This window comes from Pseudomonas sp. GW821-FHT07F05 (assembly GCF_059418765.1).
On sequence record NZ_JBWKQL010000004.1, the window covers coordinates 171,288 to 191,659 of the forward strand.

A 20,372-nucleotide genomic window follows, 5' to 3' on the forward strand; every position below is an offset into this window, starting at 1 on the left:
CGAGCCTTTAGTGGGACCGGCTTTAGCCGGGAATGCGTCAGGCGTCACACTGCAGAATGTTCGGTGCTCACACCGGCCTCTTCCCGGCTGAAGCCGGTCCTTGTGAATCGATAAGGCTTGGCCGATGAATAAAATGGCATTTGTGATAGTTAACGGAAAACTTACCATCGGCGACCGAGTAATCGATTTTCCGCATCCTGTAGAAGAGGCACTTACTTACCGTGATTCGATCATCGTTCGAGTTGAACCTCCGGCCGGGGTCATTTTCAACAGGAACGTTTATGGAGTTAGCCATGAGGGCAAAGTTCTCTGGCAGATAGAAGAAAGCCCCCATGGCACTCAAGAAGACAAGCCGTATGTGAATATCTACATAGGTCAGAATGACGATCTGATCGCAGGTAACTGGAATGGGGTGAGTTATCTGGTGAACCCTGAGAATGGAGAAATTACGGTTGTATCGTTCGACAAATAGTCAGACGGTCGCAGCGTGCGTCCATGACTCCGATCGTTCCCACGCTTCGCGTGGTAATGCCGCCCCGGACGCTCTGCGTCCAATCCCGGCTAAAGCCGGTCCCACTAGGGATGACCCTCGTCACCACCCCTTAGAGATCCGTGATCTTCACCGCCCCCGGCGCCAACCGCGCGGGCAGCTTCAATTGCGCGCACAAGCCGCCGCCTTCGCGGTTGGTCAGGGTCAACGTTCCACCTAACGCGATCGTCAATTGCTGCGCAATCGCCAGGCCCAACCCCGTCCCCCCCGTATCGCGGTTGCGCGAGCTTTCGACGCGGTAGAAGGGTTTGATGACCTCGGACAATTCCCCTTCGGCAATTCCCGGTCCGCGGTCGAGCACTTGCAGCGACAGGCTCTGGTCGGCGTGGGCGACCACTTGGATCTCTGCCGCTCCACCGAATTTCAACGCGTTGTCAGTCAGGTTGACCAGCACCCGGCGCAGGGCGTGGGGGCGGGTGTCGATGACGGCGCCGGTCTTGCCGTTCAGCTGCACGTCGCGGCCGACGTCCTGGTAGTCGAACACCAGGCTGTCGAGGAATGAATCCATGTCCACGCGCCGCGCTGTCTCGGTCGAGGTGTCCATGCTTCGCGCATACGCGACGCCTTCCTGGACCAGGTGCTGCATCTCGCTCAGGTCGCTCCAGAGTTTGTCTTTCTCGACGCCATCGTCCATGAACTCGGCCCGCAGTTTCATGCGGGTGATGGGGGTTTGCAGGTCGTGGGAGATCGCCGCCAGCAGTTGCATGCGCTCTTTCACGTAGGTCGAAATCCGTTGCTGCATGGTGTTGAACGCCACGGCGGCGAAGGCCACTTCGGTCGGGCCGCTTTCATCCAGGCGAATGCCTGCGCCGTTCGGGTCGAGGTTGTCGACCGCGTGGGACAGGCGCGTCAGCGGGCGAATGGCCGTGCGCACCGCCAGCCAGGTGCAGACAAACAGCAGCACGAGTTGGCCGATCAACAACAACGGCAGCCAGGGCGACAGCGGGGTGATCTGCGGGCGTACGTCGATCGTCAGCGGATTGCCATCCTTCAGCGTCAGATGCGCCTGATAGTGCGGGCGGCTGTCGGCGATGTTATTGAACGTCAGTTCGTAATCGTGGCCCAGGCTTTCCTGCATCGAATGCACTGACATCGGCGCCTTGTCCATGTCCACCGGTGTCCCGGTCTGGCCGGCACCGAGGATGTAGCCGTAGGTCGGGTGTTCGAAGCGTGGGAGCCAGGCCTGACGCTCGTCGGCCGGCAGGCGCTCAAGAACAGCGACGGTGGTGCTGAGGTCGCGCTCCATATTGCCGAGCATCGTGGTCATCGCGCTTTCATAGCGCTCATAGAATTGCAGGCCGAACGACAACCCGTGGGCCAGCACCAGGCTGATCAGAAAAATCAGCGAAAGCCGTGACGCCAGGGTGCGCGGCCATCCGACGCTCAGCTTCATGGGCTTTCCCCGAGAATTTCCACGGCGTAAGTGAACACGTAACCCTCGTTGCGCACGGTCTTGATGTAGGCCGGGTCGCGGGCGTCGTCGGCCAGGCGCTGACGCAAACGGCTGACCAGCAAGTCGATGGAGCGGTCGAACAGATCGGCGTCACGGCCCTGGGTCAGGTTCAGCAGCTGATCGCGGCTCAAGACCCGCTGCGGGTGATCGAGGAAGGTGCGCAGCAGGCGGTATTCCGCGCCGCTGAGGGTAACGACCGTGCCTTGGGCGTCGAGCAAGTGGCGGGCGGTGGTGTCCAGTTTCCATTTGCCGAACGCCAGCATACGACCGGCTTCGGTGACGATCAGGTTCGGCGGCAGCATGCGGGTGCGGCGCAGCACGGCATTGATCCGCGCCAGCAGTTCGCGGGCGGCGAAGGGTTTGACCAGATAATCGTCGGCGCCCATTTCCAGGCCAATGATGCGGTCGGTTTCGTCGCTGCGGGCGGTGAGCATCAGCACGGGGGTGGTCTTGTGCTTGCCGGTGCGCAGCTCGCGGCACAGCAGCAGGCCATCGTCGCCCGGCATCATGATGTCGAGCACGATCAGGTCGACGGGCGTCGATTCCAGAAACGAACGCATCTGCCTGCCATCCGCGACCACGGTGGTGCGCAGGCCGTTCTTCTTCAGGTAATTGCCCACCAGCTCTCGAATCTCGCGATCGTCATCGACAATCAGAATGTGATCGACGTGCTCCATTGCCGCAGCTCCCGTATTCATGTGTGTGTGGCGCATCTTAACCAGTCGCGCGTGACTTGCCTGCCGGGGTTTGTATTCCACTGTATCTGGCGCTGCCGGGCATACATGCGCATGCAAAAGGCGGTTTTTTCGGCGCGAATGTATCGCTGTGTATCTGCAGCGGGCTCTGACACGTAAGGATGATTTTCCGGCGGTTCGCGACACAAGCGAGATACCTGCGGGGCGTTCAATGGGACCCATCGAGACGACAGACACACACCGCCTCGAACCCCAACCGAACAACCTTGGATACCGGAGAACATCATGAACTGGAAGAACCTCAGCATCGCCACCCTGTTTGCCGCCCTGAGCCTCGGCGCCCTGACTGCACACGCCCAGCCCGTCGTCCAAGCCCACACTTACATGTACGGCGACCACCTGGACATCGCCAAGGCCCTGTCCACCGAAGTCGACTCAACCCCGACCTGCGGCGTGGTCAACGCCCATCTGCGCTACCTAGATTCCCAAGGTCAGCAACAGACCCTGAACTACCAGACCGTGGCCCAGAACTGCCCGCAGGACAACTGAGTCCAGGCTCGGGGCGGGTGACGTGTCACCGGCCGCCCGGTTCACTCATTACTGTTGAAGATTTCATGAGGATCACACCATGACACCGATCAAGACCACCCTGTCCGCCGTTGCTTTCGCACTCGCCGGATTCGCCGTGCACGCCAACGCAGCGGTGCAGCACACCGGCGCCGATGACATCGCCTGCTTCCAGCTCGCGCCGAAAGTCGCTGAAAACGGCTCTGACAAAACGCCGCTGGTGATGTGGATCGAAAGCTGCGGACAGATGGTCGCGGAAGGCGGCTCCGAACACACCCGCGCCGGCATGGCGGGTGAGCAGCAGAGCCGAGTGTGAGGCCCGATTCAGGCGGCGGTCTTTCGGGCCGTCCGCAGTAACGGCGACACGCAAGTGGGCGGTGATCGGGCGGCAGGAGTAAGCTGTGCTCCTTTTTGACTGCCCGCGCCCACGCGCCGCTCAGGACCTGACGCCCGCAATGAGATCACCCGCTGCCTTCGCGCCACCGCCGTCGCTGTTTCTGCCCCTGACCGAAGAGGTGTGCAAGGGCCTGGCCGCTGGCGAATCGCTGGACGATTTCCTGAGTCAAGCCGGCCGGCCGCAACTCGCTGCGCTGATGCTGCTGCTCAATCTCAACGCACTGGTCGCGCAAAACACCGCCGTCGAACAGCTCGAACGCATGCTCGATGACGTCCTGCGCGCAGCCGCTTCCGTTGAAGAAGCCGGCGGTCGATTTGCCGATCTGGTGCGTGGCAGGTTCACCCCTGAGCGCTTGGCATCAGGGCTGGCGGTGCTTGAAATTGCCGGCGTCAGTCTTCTCGAGGACGCTGAGATCGAGCAGCAGGATTACCTCGACGGGGAAGGGCAGTGGGACTTCGGTTTTGGCCTGCGTCATCGCGCCAAACTGGAGCCACTGACCCGCGAGATCGTGATGCCGTCCGGCGACCTCCTGCGCCTGAGCGATCAGCAGAGCCGGATCTTCGACGAGTTCAAGGTCTGCAACGAGGAGTCGTTCCATCTGCAGGCCTATGCCGGGGTGGGCAAGACCTACCTGCTGGCGAAGTTCTTCGAGGTCCTGGTCCCGGAAAAAACCCTGCTCATGGCGACCTTTCCGGGTCAGGTGAGCGCGCTTCAGACGCGGGTGCGTCAGGCCAACCCCGACGCGCGGATCAACGCGTGCACCTTCGGCCACATGGCCAACCTGCTGGTCAACCGCGATCTGACCTCCCGTGGCTGGCGGAGTGCCGACATGCAGCGCACCGGTGCCAGCTCGCTGGTCGATGACCAGCAAGTGGCGCAGTGGCTTAACCTGCAAGCGGTGGGCAAACTGCAGCCGCGGGATGTGGCGCGGGTCTGCGCCAGTACCGTGCACAGCTACAGCCTGTCGCCGCTGGCGAATATCGAGGCGCGGCACTTGCCGTCGTTGGGCCACGCGGCGAGTCAGGCGGACATCGCTCTGCTGCTGGAATACAGCCGCCTGCTCTGGCGCGAGACGGTCAGGCCATCGGCGCCGCACATTCGTCTGCCAATCCGCAACAGCCACCGGATCAAGTTCCTGGCGCTGACCAACGAAGTGATCCCCGAGAACTACAGCCATATCATCATCGACGAAAGCCACGAACTGACGGCGCCGATGGTGCAGATCCTCGACCGCAGCCCCCAGGCGGTCATTACGTTGGGCGACGAATTTCAGCAGCTCAGCGGCAAGACTCCACGCCACGTCGGCTTCATTCGCCAGCGTTTCATGACCCAGTCGATCCGCGCCGGCAAGCAAATGGCCGACGTGCTCAACCCGATGATTCAATTGCACCCCAGCGACATCAAGGAAGGTTTCGTCGGCCGCGCGCCGCACCCGACGCGGATCATTGGCCACGGCATCATGCCGATTCCGGAAAAACCCACGACGATTCTGGTCGCCAACGAATGGGGCCTGTTTGCCTGGTTCAAGCGCCTGACCGAAGCCGGCGCGCGCTTTCAAATGCCCCTGCGCACCTTTGAAAGCCTCACGCTGTTCGTCAAAGGCCTGGACCTGCTCTACCGCGAAGACCTGCGCCCGCAGCACCGGCTGATCTTCCGGTTTGCCTATTGGGACGCGCTGGCCTCGGCCATGGGCGGCAGCCACGAATTCAAGGCGATGCATGAGTGGCTCGGCCAGGGCAACCGCCTGCAGGACTTCCTCGACACCACCCAGCGGTTCTGCAATGACCCGGCCGCCATCCTCAAACTGGCGAAAGTCGAAGACGTGAAGAACCAGGAATTCGACTCTGTGCTGCTCTCCCGCGACCTCATGCGCCCACCGCGCGAGGGCTCGACCCATTCACTGGCCAGCGTATGTTCCCTGCTCTACACCGCCAGCTCCCGCGCCCGGCACGAACTGCTGCTGCCGGGGAACGTGAATGACTGGTTGCAGGATTTGGGGCGTAAGTAGGGGGCGGACACCTCTCTCGGTAACGATCCGTTTTAAGCGGGATTGCCTTCCCTTATTTCCGGCGGCTCCTACACACGGGGACGATCCACGCTGACTTCGTACCAGCTTATTCATCGGTAAATTTCTGATCGACTTTTAGCGATCCAGGGACGAACCGTGAACAAGAACGCTGCCTATGATGTACGGCCTGCCATCCTTAATTGCAAGACCGCGTTGGGAAGAGCATTGGTGGCCATGTTCAAGTTGGTTGAGAGCGAACTGACTTGTGAGAAGGCCCCGCCTGCGGCGCTTACCGTCGTTATCTTTGGTGGGTGCGCGGTGCATCTGTATACAAGTCATCGGGTTTCCAGTGATGTCGATGCAGAGTTCTTTGCGTCGGAGCTGCCTTCGAGCCTGGATTTACAGACTATGCTGGCGGCAGTCCCCCAGACATTCGTGGATGAGCAAAGTGGTCGAGTGGTGGAATTGTCTTACGACCTCAACTTCACGTCTGGATTGGGCCCATTGCATGAGGACTATCTGGAACGCGGAGTGCCGCTTGATTCGTTCGGGCCGCTGTCGCCATTGCGAGTTCTGATAGCGTCGCCGGTCGATCTTGCTATTTCCAAGCTCGGACGCGGGACTGAGCAGGACGTCAGCGATATCTTCGCCCTGTTGCGTACCGGCTTCATCCTTGCTGCCGAGTTTGAGCGTTTGGCCCTGCAGGCCATTGATTGCTATGTTGGCAATCACGAACCTCCCACATCCATCCTCACCAATATTTTGCAGGACTACCTGGAGACCACTGATGGACAGCCCGGCTGAGCGCCACTTACTTTCCGAAGCGATGGCCAGACTCGCTGATCAGCCGCTGAGTCAGGCCGATGATTGCGCGTTGGTGAGTCTGGCTCAGGAGGTCTGGTATGAGCACTCGAGCATGGAGTCAGAATTGCGCAGATTTCTCGCCAGCAATCCTGGCGAGCTGGCGGCGCGCCGAGTGGGGTACCTTCTGGAAAAGCTGACCCGGTTCCCCTGTGCGACTGACGAGCGTGTGCGCGAGACCTTGCACGCGCTGAGTTTGCTGATGCAGCGTTTTCCGCGTCAGGGCGACGACCAGCAAATAGCGGAGACTCGCCTGCGTGACCGTCGGGACGAGCTTGCAGTGTCGTGGGGACTTAGCGAGGGGTTGGGGTTGAAAGTGCAGACCCTGCTGCCGTATCAGACGCGCCATTACGCAGCGGGACGTAACTCGGCTTTCAAATAACCGACACTTGGTTTATCACCGCTGAGCCCGGCTTTCAGCAGGGGCGAGAATCCGGACAATGACTTTTCAAACCCTGCAATCCCCACCCCGCCACTGCTTCGGACTCACGCCAAACCATCGTTTGAACGCCCGGGAGAACGCGCTGGTTTCCGAGTAGCCGAGCAGCGAGGCGAGCTGGGTGATGCTGAGGTTCTGCTGTTTCAGGTGATTCAGGGCCGAGTCCTGGCGGATCTGGTCGACCAGCTGCGTGAAGCTGAAGCCGTGTTCGCGCAGTTTGCGCTGCAGGGTCCATTCGGACAGGCCGAGGGTGTGGGCGATGTCGTCCAGCGCCGGTTCGCCCAGGTGCAGGGTGGCGAGGATGGTCTGGCGGGCGCGGTCGAGGAGCGTGGCCTCGGGGCCGTTGCCTGTGCTGCTGCCGTTATCGCCCAGCTGGCGGATCGCGTCCTTGATCAGCATCAGCAGAATCGGGTCGCTGCCGGGCATGGCTTTGCCCACGACATCGCGCTTGGGGATCAGCAGTGAATTGCAGCGCTGCCCGAAACGCACGTCAGCGCGGAACACGTCGCGGTGTTCGTGCCAGCCCTGGGGTTTGGCGTGTTCGAAGGCCACTTGCCGAGGAGCCCAGTCCGGGCCGAGCACGTGCCGCACCAGGTTCAGCGCCATGCCCATGGTCAGCTCGGCGTCCTGGCGGCGTTCGTTGATCGCGCCGTGGCGCACCTGATAATCGAAACGGTAGCACTCGCCTTGATCCACCAGTTCGATCAGCGTGCTGTGCTGATGGAACGGGAAGGCGGCGGAGAAATTGATCAGGGCGTCTTCCAGCGTCGCCGAGCACAGGCCGATGTAGCCCAGCAGGCCCAGCGCCTGGGGCCGGAATTGCTGGCCGTAACGCAGGCCGAAATTGTCGCAGCCGGTCTGGCTCGCGGCTTCTTCCAGCACTTTGCAGTAGTTGGTCAGCGGCAGGCTCAGGGTCGGGTGCAGCAGCTGCTCGGGGTCGATGCCGGAGCGGCCGAATACCCGGTCCAGATCACCGCCGTGTTGCACGATAAAGCCATCGAGCCCGTTGGCCGCAGCCGACAGCACGCCGCGATTGCTGGCGGCGGGCGTGTTCGATGCGGCGGCGGGGACGAGGGTCTGGAGCATGGGAGTGAGGGCTCTGACGGTGTGTAGGCCTATCGTGCAAGCAAATGTCGTACCTTGTGTCAGCCACATGCATCGTCGGGGGGAATCAACGGTCCTGTGGGAGGGACCGGGGTAGCGCTCCACCTTGCTCGCGAAGACTGCATTCCAGCCGCTGCATACTCGGCGAATGTACCGACCTCTTCGCGAGCAAGGTGGAGCGCCACCCCGGTCACTCCTACATGGGCACCGGTGCTACTCGACGACTCATCTGCTGCCCAGGCTGTTGGGAAGTCTGGTGCCACTGGCGGTCAGCAAACACGGGCATTGCGTGACCCTCAATAAAGCACCGGGCCGTTTTCACGCGCCAGTGTGGCGCACCCCCGGCAGATACCCGGAAAACTTGACCGCAGACGACAGACCGCGCGCCGTACGGTCAAGCCTTGGCCTGTCAGCTGTGACTATGCTCGACGTCAGACAAATACCGTCGCCTGGCTACCGGGGTACACACTCATGACTGCATCACAACTCAAACCCACCTTGGGAACCCTGCACTTGTGGGGCCTCGCCGTCGGCCTGGTGATTTCCGGCGAATACTTCGGGTGGAGTTACGGCTGGGGCACCGCCGGGACACTGGGCTTTCTGGTGACCACGCTGATGGTCGCGGTGATGTACACCTGCTTCATCTTCAGTTTCACCGAGCTGACCACCGCGATTCCCAACGCCGGCGGACCGTTTGCCTACAGCTTGCGCGCCTTTGGCGTGACCGGTGGGATGATCGCCGGGCTGGCGACGCTGATCGAGTTCGTCTTTGCCCCGCCCGCCATTGCCATGGCGATCGGCGCTTACCTTAACGTGCAATTCCCGTCCCTTGATCCAAGGGTTGCGGCCATCGGCGCGTATTTCGTGTTCATGACCTTGAACATCCTGGGCGTGAGCATCGCAGCGACCTTCGAACTGGTGGTCACCATTCTGGCGGTGGCCGAACTGCTGGTGTTCATGGGCGTCGTCGCCCCGGGCTTCAGCTTCAGCAATTTCGTCCTCGGCGGCTGGGCCGGTTCCGATACCTTCGGCCTGCCGGCCATCAGCGGCATGTTCGCGGCGATCCCGTTCGCCATCTGGTTCTTCCTCGCCATCGAAGGCGCCGCCATGGCGGCCGAAGAAGCCAAGGACCCGAAACGCACCATTCCGCGGGCTTACGTGGGCGGCATCCTGACCTTGGTGGTGCTGGCGATCGGCGTGATGATCTTCGCCGGTGGCGTGGGCGACTGGCGTACGCTGGCGAACATCAATGACCCGTTGCCCCAGGCGATGAAAGCGGTGGTTGGCGGCAACTCCAACTGGATGCACATGCTGGTGTGGATCGGCCTGTTCGGTCTGGTGGCGAGTTTCCACGGCATCATTCTCGGTTACTCGCGGCAGTTCTTCGCCCTGGCACGGGCGGGCTTTCTGCCACCGAGCCTGGCGAAACTGTCGCGCTTCCAGACGCCCCACCGCGCCATTCTTGCGGGCGGCGTGATCGGCATCATCGCGATCCTCAGCGACGGCGTGATCAACCTGCAGGGCATGACGCTGACCGCCGCGATGATCACCATGTCGGTGTTCGGTGCCATCGTGATGTACATCATCAGCATGCTCAGCCTGTTCAAGTTGCGCCGCAGCGAACCGAACCTTGAGCGCAGCTTCCGCGCGCCGGGCTATCCGATCGTGCCGGGCATCGCTCTGGCGCTGGCGGTGGTGTGTTTGGTCGCCATGGTCTGGTTCAACCTGCTGATCTGCGCCATATTCATCTGCCTGATGGCCGTGGGCGCGGTGTTCTGCAAAATGGTCCGCGGGCGCAGTGCGGCGGTCGCGGTCGCCGGTTAATCACGCGGTTCGATAAAAGAGGTGTGCATGAGTTTTTCCCACAGCATCGGTGGCATGGTCTGGCGCTTCGACAGCCTGCGGGAACTCATGGCCAAGGCCAGCCCCGCACGCTCCGGTGACTTTCTCGCAGAAGTCGCTGCCAGCAGCGATGCCGAACGCGCGGCGGCGCAAATGGCCCTGGCCGATGTGCCGCTCAAGCAATTTCTCACCGAAGCGCTGATTCCCTATGAAGAGGATGAAGTCACCCGCCTGATCGTCGACAGCCATGACCGCGCCGCCTTCGCCCCGGTCAGCCACCTCACGGTCGGCGGCTTTCGCGACTGGCTGCTGGGGGACGACGCCACCGAGGCCAGCCTCAAGGCCCTGGCACCGGGCTTGACCCCGGAGATGGCGGCGGCGGTGTCGAAGATCATGCGCGTGCAGGATCTGGTGCTGGTGGCGCAGAAAATTCGTGTCGTCACTCGCTTTCGCAACACCGTCGGCCTGCGCGGGCGCATGTCCACCCGACTGCAACCCAATCACCCCACCGATGATCCGGCCGGCATCGCCGCCAGCGTGCTCGACGGTTTGCTGTACGGCAACGGCGACGCCATGATCGGCATCAACCCGGCCACCGACAGCGCCAGCGCCATCAGCGAACTGCTGAAGATGCTCGACGGCGTCATTCGTCATTACGAGATTCCCACCCAGTCCTGCGTGCTGACCCACGTCACCTCATCGGTGGCGGCCATCGAAAAAGGTGTGCCGCTGGACCTGGTGTTTCAGTCCATCGCCGGCACCGAAGCGGCCAACAGCGGGTTCGGCATCAGCCTGGAAATCCTTCGTGAAGGCTACGAAGCGGGTCTGAGCCTGAAGCGCGGCCCGCTGGGCGACAACCTGATGTACTTCGAAACCGGCCAGGGCAGCGCCTTGTCGGCCAACGCGCATCACGGCGTCGATCAACAGACCTGCGAGGCCCGGGCTTACGCCGTCGCGCGGCACTTCAACCCGTTTCTAGTGAACACCGTGGTCGGCTTTATCGGCCCGGAATACCTGTACAACGGCAAGCAGATCATTCGCGCCGGGCTTGAAGATCACTTTTGCGGCAAGCTGCTCGGCGTGCCCATGGGCTGCGACATCTGCTACACCAACCATGCCGAAGCCGATCAGGACGACATGGACGTGCTGCTGACCTTGCTCGGCGTTGCGGGCATCAACTTCATCATGGGCATTCCGGGGTCCGACGACGTGATGCTCAACTACCAGACCACCTCGTTTCACGACGCTTTGTATGCACGCAAAACCATCGGCTTGCGCCCGGCGCCTGAGTTTGAGGAATGGCTGACGCGCATGGACATCCTGCGTCAGGACGACGGCGGCGTGCGGCTGGGGCAGGGCGTGCCGCCGTTGTTTCGCAAGGCGCTGGCGCAGTTGAATTAGTCGCTTGATCAGCAGTTCCAGACAAGGGCTTGAGCCATGAGCGATGACAAGAAATCACCCGCACACGCCGATGCCTGGCAGCAGTTGCGGTCGCTGACCTCGGCGCGAATCGCCCTCGGGCATGCGGGCACGAGTTTGCCGACGGCGGCGCAGCTGGATTTCCAGTTTGCCCACGCCCAGGCCCGCGACGCCGTGCACCTGGCGTTCGATCACGGAGCGCTGGCCGAGCAACTGGCGGGCCGGTCCCGCGAAACGCTGACCCTGCAAAGCTCGGCAACGGACCGCCATATGTATCTGCAACGGCCTGATCTGGGGCGGCGTTTGTCAGAGGCGTCGGCTGCCCAACTGAAGGACTACGCGTCTGCGCATCCTGAAGGATTTGATTTGGCGCTGGTGGTCGCAGACGGTTTGTCTGCGCTCGCGGTGCAACGCCACAGCCCGGCGATGCTGGAGCGCATCGACGAAATGGTAGCGGCGGAAGGTTGGAGCCTGGCGCCGGTGGTGCTGGTGGAACAGGGCCGCGTCGCCGTTGCCGATGAAATCGGCGCACTGCTCAAGGCGCGCATGGTGGTGATCCTGATCGGCGAGCGGCCGGGCCTCAGCTCACCGGACAGCCTCGGCCTGTACTTTACGTACGCACCGCGCGTGGGCCTGAATGACGCCGCGCGCAACTGCATTTCCAACGTGCGCCTTGAAGGCATGAGTTACGCGATGGCGGCGCACAAGTTGCTGTACCTGATGCGCGAGGCCTGGCGTCGGCAATTGTCCGGCGTGAGCTTGAAGGACGACGCGCAAGTGCCGGTGCTGGAAGCGGGCGAGGGCACCCGGCCGGGGAATTTTCTGCTGGGACCTTGATCGTGCCCACGCTCTGCGTGGATACGCAGCCCGTGACGCTCGGCGTCACCTTGTGCACGGCTTGAATATTCGGTGTGTTCTTTGACGCCTTCCCGGCTAAAGCCGGTCCCACATTTTAGGTCACCGCCAGTATGACTGGATGCATACGGTGCTTTTAGTGGGACCGGCTTCAGCCGGGAATAGGCCAGTGCATCCGCTGAATCTCCTGCGGCAGTTACGCCCCCTTCGCGAGCAAGCTCGCTCCCACATAATCGTTGTCGACGCCGGATCTGAGCCAGCCTGCAGAACCTGTGGGAGTGAGCTTGCTCACGAAGAGGCCAGTGCAGCCACTGCATTTCTGACAATAGATACACCGTCTTACCGGCTAAAGCCGGTCCCACATTTCAGGTCACCGCCAGTATGACTGGATGCACGCGGTGCTTTTAGTGGGACCGGCTTTAGCCGGGAAGAGGCCAGTGCATCCACTGCATATCCACCGGCAGAGACACCGCTTTCCCGGCTAAAGCCGGTCCTGCGAGATGCACGTGCGGTGTGAGTAGGACCGGCTTCAGCCGGGAAGAGGCCAGTGCATCCGCTGCATCTCCAACGGAAAACACGCCACCTTCGCCCCCCTTTCCAGACTCTTTTGCTAGGCTGCTTCCACCAATCCCGAGAGCGCTGCCCCATGCCGATTGCCCAGTCCGACACTGCCTGCACGCATTTCCTGCGCGAATTCTGGTTGGCCCTCGGCGGGCCGACTCGCTATCTTGACCATCTCCAGACCATCGGCGAAGGCGCCCTGGCGTCGACATTCCCGGTCACCGATTTCGCCACTGCCGCCGTCGCTGCCGCGCATCTGGCGGTGGGCGAATTGATTGATCAGGCCCACGGCACGTTGCCGCTGATCACGGTCGATCGGCGCCTGGCCTCGTTCTGGTTCACAACGTCCCTTCAGCCCCAAGGTTGGTCGCTGCCGGCGCAGTGGGACGCGGTGGCGGGGGATTACCGCGCGGCAGATGGATGGATCCGGTTGCACACCAACGCACCGCACCATCGTCAGGCCGCGCTCGCCGTGCTGAAAACCGCTCCCGAGCGCGACGCGGTCAGTCAGGCCGTGCTGCACTGGCAGGCCAGTGAGCTGGAAAGCGCGGTGGTCGACAATCACGGTTGTGCCGCCGCCATGCTCAGCGCTTCGGCCTGGCGCGAACATCCTCAGGGTCGCGCCGTCGCCGCCGAACCGTTGCTGCATCGTGCGCAGGCCACAGCGGCACCGGCTCCATTGCATCAGTCAAACCCCGCACGACCCGAATGGATCGTCCCACGCGAACGGCCCTTGCGCGGGATCCGTGTGCTCGACCTCACGCGTATTCTGGCCGGCCCCGTGGCCACGCGGTTTCTCGCCGGGTTCGGCGCCGAGGTGCTGCGCATCGACCCTCCTGGCTGGGACGAGCCCGGCACCGTCCCGGAGGTGGTGCTTGGCAAACGCTGTGCGCGGCTGGATTTGCGCGACCCCGCCGATCACGCAGTGTTGGAGGGCCTGATCCGCGAAGCAGACGTGATGGTTCACGGCTACCGCGCCGACGCCCTCACGCGACTGGGCCTCGATGCTGAGCGCCGCCGCCAGCTCAATCCCGGTCTGGTGGATGTATCGCTGAACGCCTACGGCTGGACCGGCCCATGGCGGGAGCGACGGGGTTTTGACAGCCTGGTGCAAATGAGCTGCGGCATCGCCGACGCCGGCATGCTTGCAGTCGGAAGCGATCGGCCCGTGCCGCTGCCGGTGCAGGCGCTGGATCACGCCACGGGGTATCTGATGGCGGCGGCAGCGGTGCGCGGTCTGACCGAGCGACATATCACCGGACAAGGGGGTCAAGTGCAGGCATCCCTGGCGCGCACGGCGTTATCGCTGATGTCGTATGCCCCAGCCGAGGCCCAGCCTGCAGCGCTGCTGCCGTTGAATCCGAGCGATTACTCCGCCGCCGTCGAGCACACCGCCTGGGGCCCGGCGCTGCGCCTCAAACCCGCCGGGCAGCTCGACGGCACGCCGACCCACTGGGATTTACCGGCGAGCGCACTGGGCAGTGGCGACGCGAGATGGCTGTAACGCGCGTCAGCCACCCGCAATCATCAGATCCAGGTTCTGCACCGCCGCCCCGGCCGCGCCCTTGCCCAGGTTGTCGAACACGGCGGCCAGCAGTACGTGGCCGTCGTGCTCGAACACCATCAGCCGCAGGTTATCCGTGCCGTTGAGCTGGCGCGGGTCGATCCCGCTCAGCGCGCGCGACTGCTCCATCGGCAGCACTTCGACAAACCCGCTGCCTCGATAATGCTCAGCCAGCGCGGCATGCAGCGTCGTGCCCGTCACGCCGTGGGGCAGCAAGCGCGTTTGCAGCGCGATGGTCAGCACGATGCCCTGACGAAACGCGCCGTAAGCCGGTACGAACACTGGCCGCTCGCTCAGCCCGCTGAATTGTTGGATCTCCGAGACGTGCTTGTGCGCCAGGCTCAGGCCGTAAATCTGAAACGGAATCGCCTGCGCGACATCTGGCCCCTCAAATTCATCGACACCTGCGCGGCCTTTGCCCGAATAGCCTGACACCGCATTGATGCTGATCGGGTAGTCGCGCGGCAGCAGTGCCGCCTCCAGCAACGGCCGCAACAAGCCGACCGCACCGGTGGGGTAGCAGCCCGGATTGCTGACGCGGCGGGCTGTGGCGATGCGTTGTTTCTGTGCTTCGCTCATCTGCGCGAAACCGTAGACCCAGTCGGGATGGGTGCGGTGTGCGGAGCTGGCGTCGATCACCCTCACGTCCGGATTGGTGATGCTCGCCGCTGCGTCGCGGGCGGCCTCGTCGGGCAGGCACAGCACCGCGATGTCGCACGCGTTGATCGCGGCAGCTCGGCTTTCAGGGTTTTTGCGGTGCTCGGCCGGGAGCGTTACCACCTGCAGGTCGGTGCGGCCTTGCAGGCGCTGGTGTATTTGCAGGCCGGTGGTGCCTTGGTTGCCGTCGATGAACACGATAGGGAGGGGCGCTTGTTTTAAAGACATGGCATTTGAATTCCGCAGAAGGTCGTCAATGCCAACCATCTTCCAGCCCGCTCGTGGATAGAGAAAGTTGAATTTGTTGACGGTACACTTCAGCTTTTCTGAAGGAGGGCCGGCCGGTGCGGGAAATCAGTCTGGATCGTTTGCGCACTCTTGTGGCCATCGCCGACCACGGCTCATTTGCTGAAGCCGCACGGGTGCTCAACCTCGCGCCGCCGACGGTGAGCCTGCACATCGCTGATCTGGAGCAGCGAGTGGGCGGCGTGTTGCTCTCGCGCACGCGGGGCCGGGTTCAGCCCTCGGCCATCGGCGACACCCTGATCGAGCGCGCGCGGCGCCTGTTGGCCGATGCCGAGCAGGCGCTGGAAGACGTCGAGCGTCAGGTCCAGGGACTGGCCGGGCGGGTGCGACTGGGGGCTTCGACGGGTGTCATCGCGCAATTGCTGCCCCAGGCGCTGGAAACCCTGGAGCAGTTACACCCTGGCATCGACGTGCAGGTCGCGGTGCTGACGTCGCAACAGACGCTGCAAAAGCTCGCGGACGGCAGCCTGGACATCGGCGTAATTGCGCTGCCCCAGGCGCCGGTGAAGGGTTTGTCGATTCAGCCGTGGCGCCGGGACCCGGTGATGGCGTTTTTGCCGGCGCGCTGGGACTGCCCGTCGGTCATCACGCCGTCATGGCTCGCCAGTCAGCCGCTGATTCTCAACGACGCCACCACGCGGCTGTCCCGCCAAGTCGCCGAGTGGTTTGCCGGTGAGGGGCCGCAGCCGACGCCGCGCATTCATCTCAATTACAACGACGCGATCAAGAGTCTGGTGGGGGCGGGCTATGGCGCGACCTTGCTGCCCCATGAGGCGTCCACGCCCGCGCCGGAGAGCCGCATTGTCATGCGTCCGTTGCAGCCGGCGCTGTGGCGGGAGTTGGGCATTGCGCACCGGGCCGGAAGCGTCGAACGCTCGACCCGTTATGTGCTGGAGGTGTTGCAGGAGTTGGAAGCGTTGTAGGGCAACGGGAGTTAAAAACAGACGTGTAGCCGACCGGGGCTTGATCCTGTCAGGCGCCCGGTCGGTTACAACGTTGGAGTCATGCCATCAGAATTTGAACGCCTGGCGCCCGATCAGCAGCCAGTGGCCTTTCTGTTTTTGCCAGACCTGAAAGTTTTCGATCTCGGTCGGCACGACCTTGCCGCTGTTCACGGCTTCGGCAGAGAAGTGGTTGCGCACCAAGGCAGTGTCGCCATTCATGTTGATTGTCTGGTTTTTCATTTCCAGGGTGTTGAAGCCGCTGCGACCGGTTTCAATGTCGGCGATGAATTCATCCTTGTTCTGCACCTTGCCGCTGGAGTGCCCGTAGGTGACGTTGTCGGACGTCAACGCTTTAAGGCCGGCGATGTCCTTGTGCAGCATCGCCTGGGTCATGTTGTCGACGGCCTTGGCGACGGCTTGTTCATCGGCAGAAGGGGCGGCGGCCACGAAGCCTGAAAACAGGCACAAGAAGCCGAGGGTCAGTTTGAGTCGGGTCATGAGTGCATCCTTTTTTATTGTTGATGGAAGCGGCATGCAGGGCCATTTTCGTCGAAAAGTGGCTTTGTACGTCGTCGTACAACTGCGCCGCTCAGGCTAGCCCACAACGAGAGAGTTGGAAAGCGCGCCGTTGAAAGATGCTGTTCGACAGCGCGTGATGTGACGCACTCGGCCTAAATACTGCTTTACTGAGGGCTCGCTGCGGCACGTTCAGGCGCTCGGTTCTACGCCTGTGCCCGTTGAACAATCGATGAGGATGCGCACAGATGACCCGTCTCACCGCCAAAGACTTCGCCCCTGAATTGCTTGAGCTTTACGACTATTACGTTCACGGCAAGATCAACCGCCGGGAGTTTCTGGATCGCGCGGCGGTGTTCGCCGTGGGCGGGCTTGCCGCCACGACGATTCTGGCTTCGCTGAGCCCCAATTACGCGCTGGCCGAGCAGGTCAAGTTCACCGACCCGGACATCATCGCCGAGTACATCACGTATCCGTCGCCCCAGGGCAATGGCCAGGTGCGCGGGTATCTGGTGCGGCCGGCGAAGGCCGATGCCAAACTCGCGTCGGTGCTGGTGGTGCATGAGAATCGCGGCCTCAATCCCTACATCGAAGACGTCGCCCGGCGTGTGGCCAAGGCCGGTTTTATCGCCCTGGCGCCTGACGGTTTGTCTTCGGTCGGGGGCTATCCGGGCAACGACGACCAAGGTCGCGAGCTGCAGGCGAAGGTCGATCCGGAGAAGCTGATGAATGACTTTTTCGCCGGCATCGAGTGGCTGATGGCTCACCACGCTTCCACCGGGAAAGTCGGGATCACCGGGTTTTGTTACGGCGGGGGCGTAGCCAATGCTGCGGCCGTGGCTTATCCGGAGTTGGCGGCGGCGGTGCCGTTTTATGGCCGTCAGCCCAGGGCCGAGGATGTGAGCCGGATCAAGGCGCCGTTGTTGTTGCATTACGCAGAGCTGGATAAGCCGATCACTGATGGCTGGCCGGCGTATGAGGCGGCGTTGAAGGCGGCGGGCAAAACGTATGAGGCGCATATTTATAAGGGCGCCAACCATGGTTTTCATAACGATTCGACGCCGCGGTATGACGATGCTGCTGCGACGTTGGCGTGGGACCGGACGGTCGCATGGTTCAAAAAGTATCTGGTCTGAGTGGAGAGCGCAGTGCAGCTGAGAGGGGTCTGCCTAAGGGCAGACATTTCGCCTTCGGCGAGTTACTTGGAAGAGCACCCCAAGTAACCAAGGGTGCTTGCTCCTGGTTGGGTTCCTCCTTCGTCGGAATACCCTCACTCCGACGACGCTCCGTGGGCCCGCGCCGAACGGACATCCATGTCCTGACGGCGCTCTCGCCGCATCCATGCGGCTCGGCCCACTGCGCGTCGTCTACGTTCGGCCTGCACCCAAGTCGCGTTTGGCGGTGACTGGGCCTTTTGTGTTCGAAGATCAAGATCAACAGCTTCGCGGCTAAAGCCGGTCCTACGGACACGCGCTGCTTTTAGTGCGACCGGCTTTAGCCGGGAAGAGGCCGGTGTGTTCGCCACCACTTTCCGATCGTTCCTCACGCTCCGCGTGGGAATGCATCCCCTGACGCTCCGCGTCTCCGGTCACACTGGGTGATCGTGGTGTGCCAGCTGGCACCAAAACCCTGCACGGTGTGCTTTTTTGAGGCGAGCGCAGGCTCTTTCAACAGTGAGTAAGAAACCATCCACCCAGGGCGGCCGGGGCTTTCACCCCCGTGGCCCGGCTTTTGCTTTTGTTGAATCCAAACTTGGATACAAGATGGAAGCCTCCCATGCATGACCTCCAACACCCCCATATCGGCTGGACGATCAACGAATGGCTGACGGCCTATCAGACCGGGCAGTTGTCCCCGGAAGTTTTGCTCACGCTCCCCAGCGCTTACCCGGAAACCGATACCGCGTGGATCGCCCGGGCCAGTCAGGCGCAGGTTAGCGAGCAGCTCGAAGCCCTCGCTGAGCGGCTCGCGGCGTTGAACGGCGACCTCACCCAATTGCCGCTGTACGGCGTGCCGTTCGCGATCAAAGACAACATTGATGCAGCCGGCTGGCCGACGACGGCGGCGTGCCCGGAATTCACCTACACCGCGAGCAAGGACGCGACGGTGCTGGCCCGACTGCGCGCAGCCGGGGCGATTTTGATGGGTAAGACCAACCTCGATCAGTTCGCCACCGGCCTGGTTGGCACGCGTTCGCCCTACGGCGCCGTGCCCAACAGTTTCAATCCCGATTACGTCAGCGGCGGCTCCAGCTCCGGATCGGCGTCGGTGGTGGCGCGAGGATTGGTGGCGTTTTCGTTGGGCACCGACACCGCAGGCTCTGGCCGGGTGCCGGCGGGCTTCAACAACATCGTCGGCCTGAAACCGACCAAGGGCCGTTTGCCCAACACCGGGCTGGTGCCGGCGTGCAAGACAGTGGACTGCATTTCGATCTTCGCGCTGACCGTGGACGACGCGCAGAAAGTTGCCGGTCTCGCTGAAGGATTCGATGGCGATGACGCCTATTCCCGCCACAACCCTGGCACAGCGCCGGTAGGCTTTCGCGCAGCGATGAAGCTGGCCGTGCCGGATACTCTGGAGTTCTTCGGTGATGCGCAGAATCAAGCCGTGTTCGAGCAGGCGCTGCACCGTTTGAGCGGCATGGGCGCCGAGATCACTCGCATCGACTTCGCCCCGTTCAAGGCCCTGGCCGATCAGTTGTATTACGGCCCGTGGGTCGCCGAACGCACGGTGGCCCTGACTTCGATGCTGGAAACCAACCCCGACGCCATCAATCCCGTAGTGCGCGGTATTGTCGAAAACGGTCTGGCCTACAGCGCCTGTGACGCCTACCGCGCCGAGTACCTGCGCGCCACGCTGAGCCGGCAGATCAACGACGCGCTGGCCGGTTTCGACGCATTGGTCGTACCCACGTCCGCGACCTTGCGCACCCAGGCAGAAATGGCCGCCGAACCGGTGCTGTACAACTCGCAGTTCGGCTTCTACACCAACTTCACCAACCTGGCGGACCTCTCGGCCCTGGCATTGCCTGCCGGTATGCGTGCCGATGGCTTGCCTTCGGGCATCACCTTGATTGCACCGGCATGGCATGACACCGCACTTGCCCGGTTTGGCCAGCGCTGGCAGGAAAGCGTCGGCTTGCCCATGGGCGCAACCGGCCGCGCAATGCCAGCGTCGCCAGCCCCGACACCTTCGCCAGCGACTGCACCGCGCGGCAGTGTGCGGGTTGCCGTGGTGGGCGCGCACCTGACCGGCATGCCGCTGAACGTGCAGCTCACCAGCCGCGATGCCGTGCTCGTCGAACAAACCCTGACCGCAGGTGACTACCGGCTTTACGCCTTGCCCGGCACCGTGCCGCCCAAACCGGGGCTGGTGAAATCTCCAGGCGGAGCGTCGATCATCGTCGAGCTGTGGGACATACCGCTGGCGCGCTTTGGCGAGTTCGTGGCCGAGATCCCCGCGCCGCTGGGCATCGGCAACCTGACGCTGAAGGACGGTCGCAGCGTCAAGGGTTTCATCTGCGAGCCTTGGGCGATTGATGGCGCGCTGGACATCACCTCGTTCGGTGGCTGGCGCGCGTACATCGCCAGCCTGAAAAAAGCCTGACCCGACGCCTGACGCGGTCCCAGGAAAA

Annotated in this window: 18 protein-coding genes; 13 read left to right on the forward strand and 5 right to left on the reverse strand. The window is 62.7% G+C overall.

What is annotated here, in order from left to right; translation table 11 throughout:
• Positions 1 to 124 precede the first annotated feature (124 nt).
• A complete protein-coding gene (locus AC07RO_RS12015; RefSeq protein ID WP_495086117.1) occupies positions 125 to 472 on the forward strand; it encodes a DUF7957 family protein in 348 nt (115 codons plus the stop codon).
• Between the two features lie 130 nt (positions 473 to 602).
• Here AC07RO_RS12015 and AC07RO_RS12020 read toward each other — a convergent pair whose 3' ends face one another.
• The gene (locus tag AC07RO_RS12020; RefSeq protein WP_495086118.1) at positions 603 to 1,943 is read right to left on the reverse strand and encodes an ATP-binding protein; all 1,341 of its coding nucleotides are present in this window, start codon (positions 1,941 to 1,943) and stop codon (positions 603 to 605) included.
• Positions 1,940 to 2,680, reverse strand: coding sequence for a response regulator (locus AC07RO_RS12025; protein WP_192175111.1), 741 nt, complete (start codon positions 2,678 to 2,680; stop codon positions 1,940 to 1,942). The genes AC07RO_RS12020 and AC07RO_RS12025 overlap by 4 nt, the downstream gene beginning before the upstream one ends.
• A gap of 303 nt (positions 2,681 to 2,983) precedes the next feature.
• Here AC07RO_RS12025 and AC07RO_RS12030 point away from each other — a divergent pair, with 303 nt between their 5' ends.
• From AC07RO_RS12030 to AC07RO_RS12050, 5 genes are all read left to right on the forward strand, one after another.
• Positions 2,984 to 3,247 (forward strand): DUF2790 domain-containing protein, encoded by a 264-nt coding sequence (locus AC07RO_RS12030; RefSeq protein WP_495086119.1) that lies wholly within the window; start codon positions 2,984 to 2,986, stop codon positions 3,245 to 3,247.
• Positions 3,248 to 3,326: 79 nt separating this feature from the next.
• Positions 3,327 to 3,581 (forward strand): hypothetical protein, encoded by a 255-nt coding sequence (locus tag AC07RO_RS12035; protein ID WP_495086120.1) that lies wholly within the window; start codon positions 3,327 to 3,329, stop codon positions 3,579 to 3,581.
• A gap of 139 nt (positions 3,582 to 3,720) precedes the next feature.
• Positions 3,721 to 5,670, forward strand: a complete 1,950-nt coding sequence (locus AC07RO_RS12040) for an AAA family ATPase (protein ID WP_495086121.1) — start codon at positions 3,721 to 3,723, stop codon at positions 5,668 to 5,670.
• A gap of 156 nt (positions 5,671 to 5,826) precedes the next feature.
• Entirely contained in the window at positions 5,827 to 6,474 is a 648-nt protein-coding gene (locus AC07RO_RS12045; protein WP_495086122.1) for a DUF6036 family nucleotidyltransferase, read from the forward strand.
• Positions 6,458 to 6,913, forward strand: coding sequence for a hypothetical protein (locus AC07RO_RS12050; protein ID WP_495086123.1), 456 nt, complete (start codon positions 6,458 to 6,460; stop codon positions 6,911 to 6,913). The genes AC07RO_RS12045 and AC07RO_RS12050 overlap by 17 nt, the downstream gene beginning before the upstream one ends.
• Before the next feature lie 66 nt (positions 6,914 to 6,979).
• Here the strand turns inward: AC07RO_RS12050 and qhpR are convergent, their stop codons facing one another.
• On the reverse strand, positions 6,980 to 8,056 hold the full coding sequence (gene qhpR / locus AC07RO_RS12055; RefSeq protein WP_495086124.1) for an AraC-like transcriptional regulator QhpR: 1,077 nt from the start codon (positions 8,054 to 8,056) through the stop codon (positions 6,980 to 6,982).
• A gap of 489 nt (positions 8,057 to 8,545) precedes the next feature.
• Between qhpR and eat the strand changes: the two genes are divergently transcribed.
• The 4 genes from eat to AC07RO_RS12075 all read left to right on the forward strand — a co-directional run bounded on the left by eat (position 8,546) and on the right by AC07RO_RS12075 (position 14,255).
• Complete coding sequence (gene eat, locus AC07RO_RS12060; protein WP_282373663.1) at positions 8,546 to 9,898, forward strand: ethanolamine permease; 1,353 nt, start codon at positions 8,546 to 8,548, stop codon at positions 9,896 to 9,898.
• Between the two features lie 27 nt (positions 9,899 to 9,925).
• On the forward strand, positions 9,926 to 11,317 hold the full coding sequence (locus AC07RO_RS12065; RefSeq protein WP_495086125.1) for an ethanolamine ammonia-lyase subunit EutB: 1,392 nt from the start codon (positions 9,926 to 9,928) through the stop codon (positions 11,315 to 11,317).
• 36 nt (positions 11,318 to 11,353) lie between these two features.
• On the forward strand, positions 11,354 to 12,172 hold the full coding sequence (gene eutC / locus AC07RO_RS12070) for an ethanolamine ammonia-lyase subunit EutC (RefSeq protein ID WP_495086126.1): 819 nt from the start codon (positions 11,354 to 11,356) through the stop codon (positions 12,170 to 12,172).
• Between the two features lie 664 nt (positions 12,173 to 12,836).
• Positions 12,837 to 14,255, forward strand: a complete 1,419-nt coding sequence (locus AC07RO_RS12075) for a CoA transferase (protein ID WP_495086127.1) — start codon at positions 12,837 to 12,839, stop codon at positions 14,253 to 14,255.
• Between the two features lie 6 nt (positions 14,256 to 14,261).
• Here AC07RO_RS12075 and argC read toward each other — a convergent pair whose 3' ends face one another.
• Entirely contained in the window at positions 14,262 to 15,200 is a 939-nt protein-coding gene (argC, locus tag AC07RO_RS12080) for an N-acetyl-gamma-glutamyl-phosphate reductase (protein ID WP_495086128.1), read from the reverse strand.
• A gap of 116 nt (positions 15,201 to 15,316) precedes the next feature.
• Here argC and AC07RO_RS12085 point away from each other — a divergent pair, with 116 nt between their 5' ends.
• Positions 15,317 to 16,201 carry a LysR family transcriptional regulator gene (locus AC07RO_RS12085; protein ID WP_495086129.1) on the forward strand — a complete coding sequence of 295 codons (885 nt, stop codon included), beginning with the start codon at positions 15,317 to 15,319 and terminating at the stop codon, positions 16,199 to 16,201.
• A gap of 87 nt (positions 16,202 to 16,288) precedes the next feature.
• Here AC07RO_RS12085 and AC07RO_RS12090 read toward each other — a convergent pair whose 3' ends face one another.
• Complete coding sequence (locus tag AC07RO_RS12090) at positions 16,289 to 16,720, reverse strand: nuclear transport factor 2 family protein (RefSeq protein WP_192172305.1); 432 nt, start codon at positions 16,718 to 16,720, stop codon at positions 16,289 to 16,291.
• 266 nt (positions 16,721 to 16,986) lie between these two features.
• Here AC07RO_RS12090 and yghX point away from each other — a divergent pair, with 266 nt between their 5' ends.
• The gene (gene yghX / locus AC07RO_RS12095; protein WP_495086130.1) at positions 16,987 to 17,874 is read left to right on the forward strand and encodes a YghX family hydrolase; all 888 of its coding nucleotides are present in this window, start codon (positions 16,987 to 16,989) and stop codon (positions 17,872 to 17,874) included.
• 640 nt (positions 17,875 to 18,514) lie between these two features.
• Positions 18,515 to 20,344 (forward strand): allophanate hydrolase, encoded by a 1,830-nt coding sequence (gene atzF / locus AC07RO_RS12100; protein ID WP_495086131.1) that lies wholly within the window; start codon positions 18,515 to 18,517, stop codon positions 20,342 to 20,344.
• Positions 20,345 to 20,372: the final 28 nt, after the last annotated feature.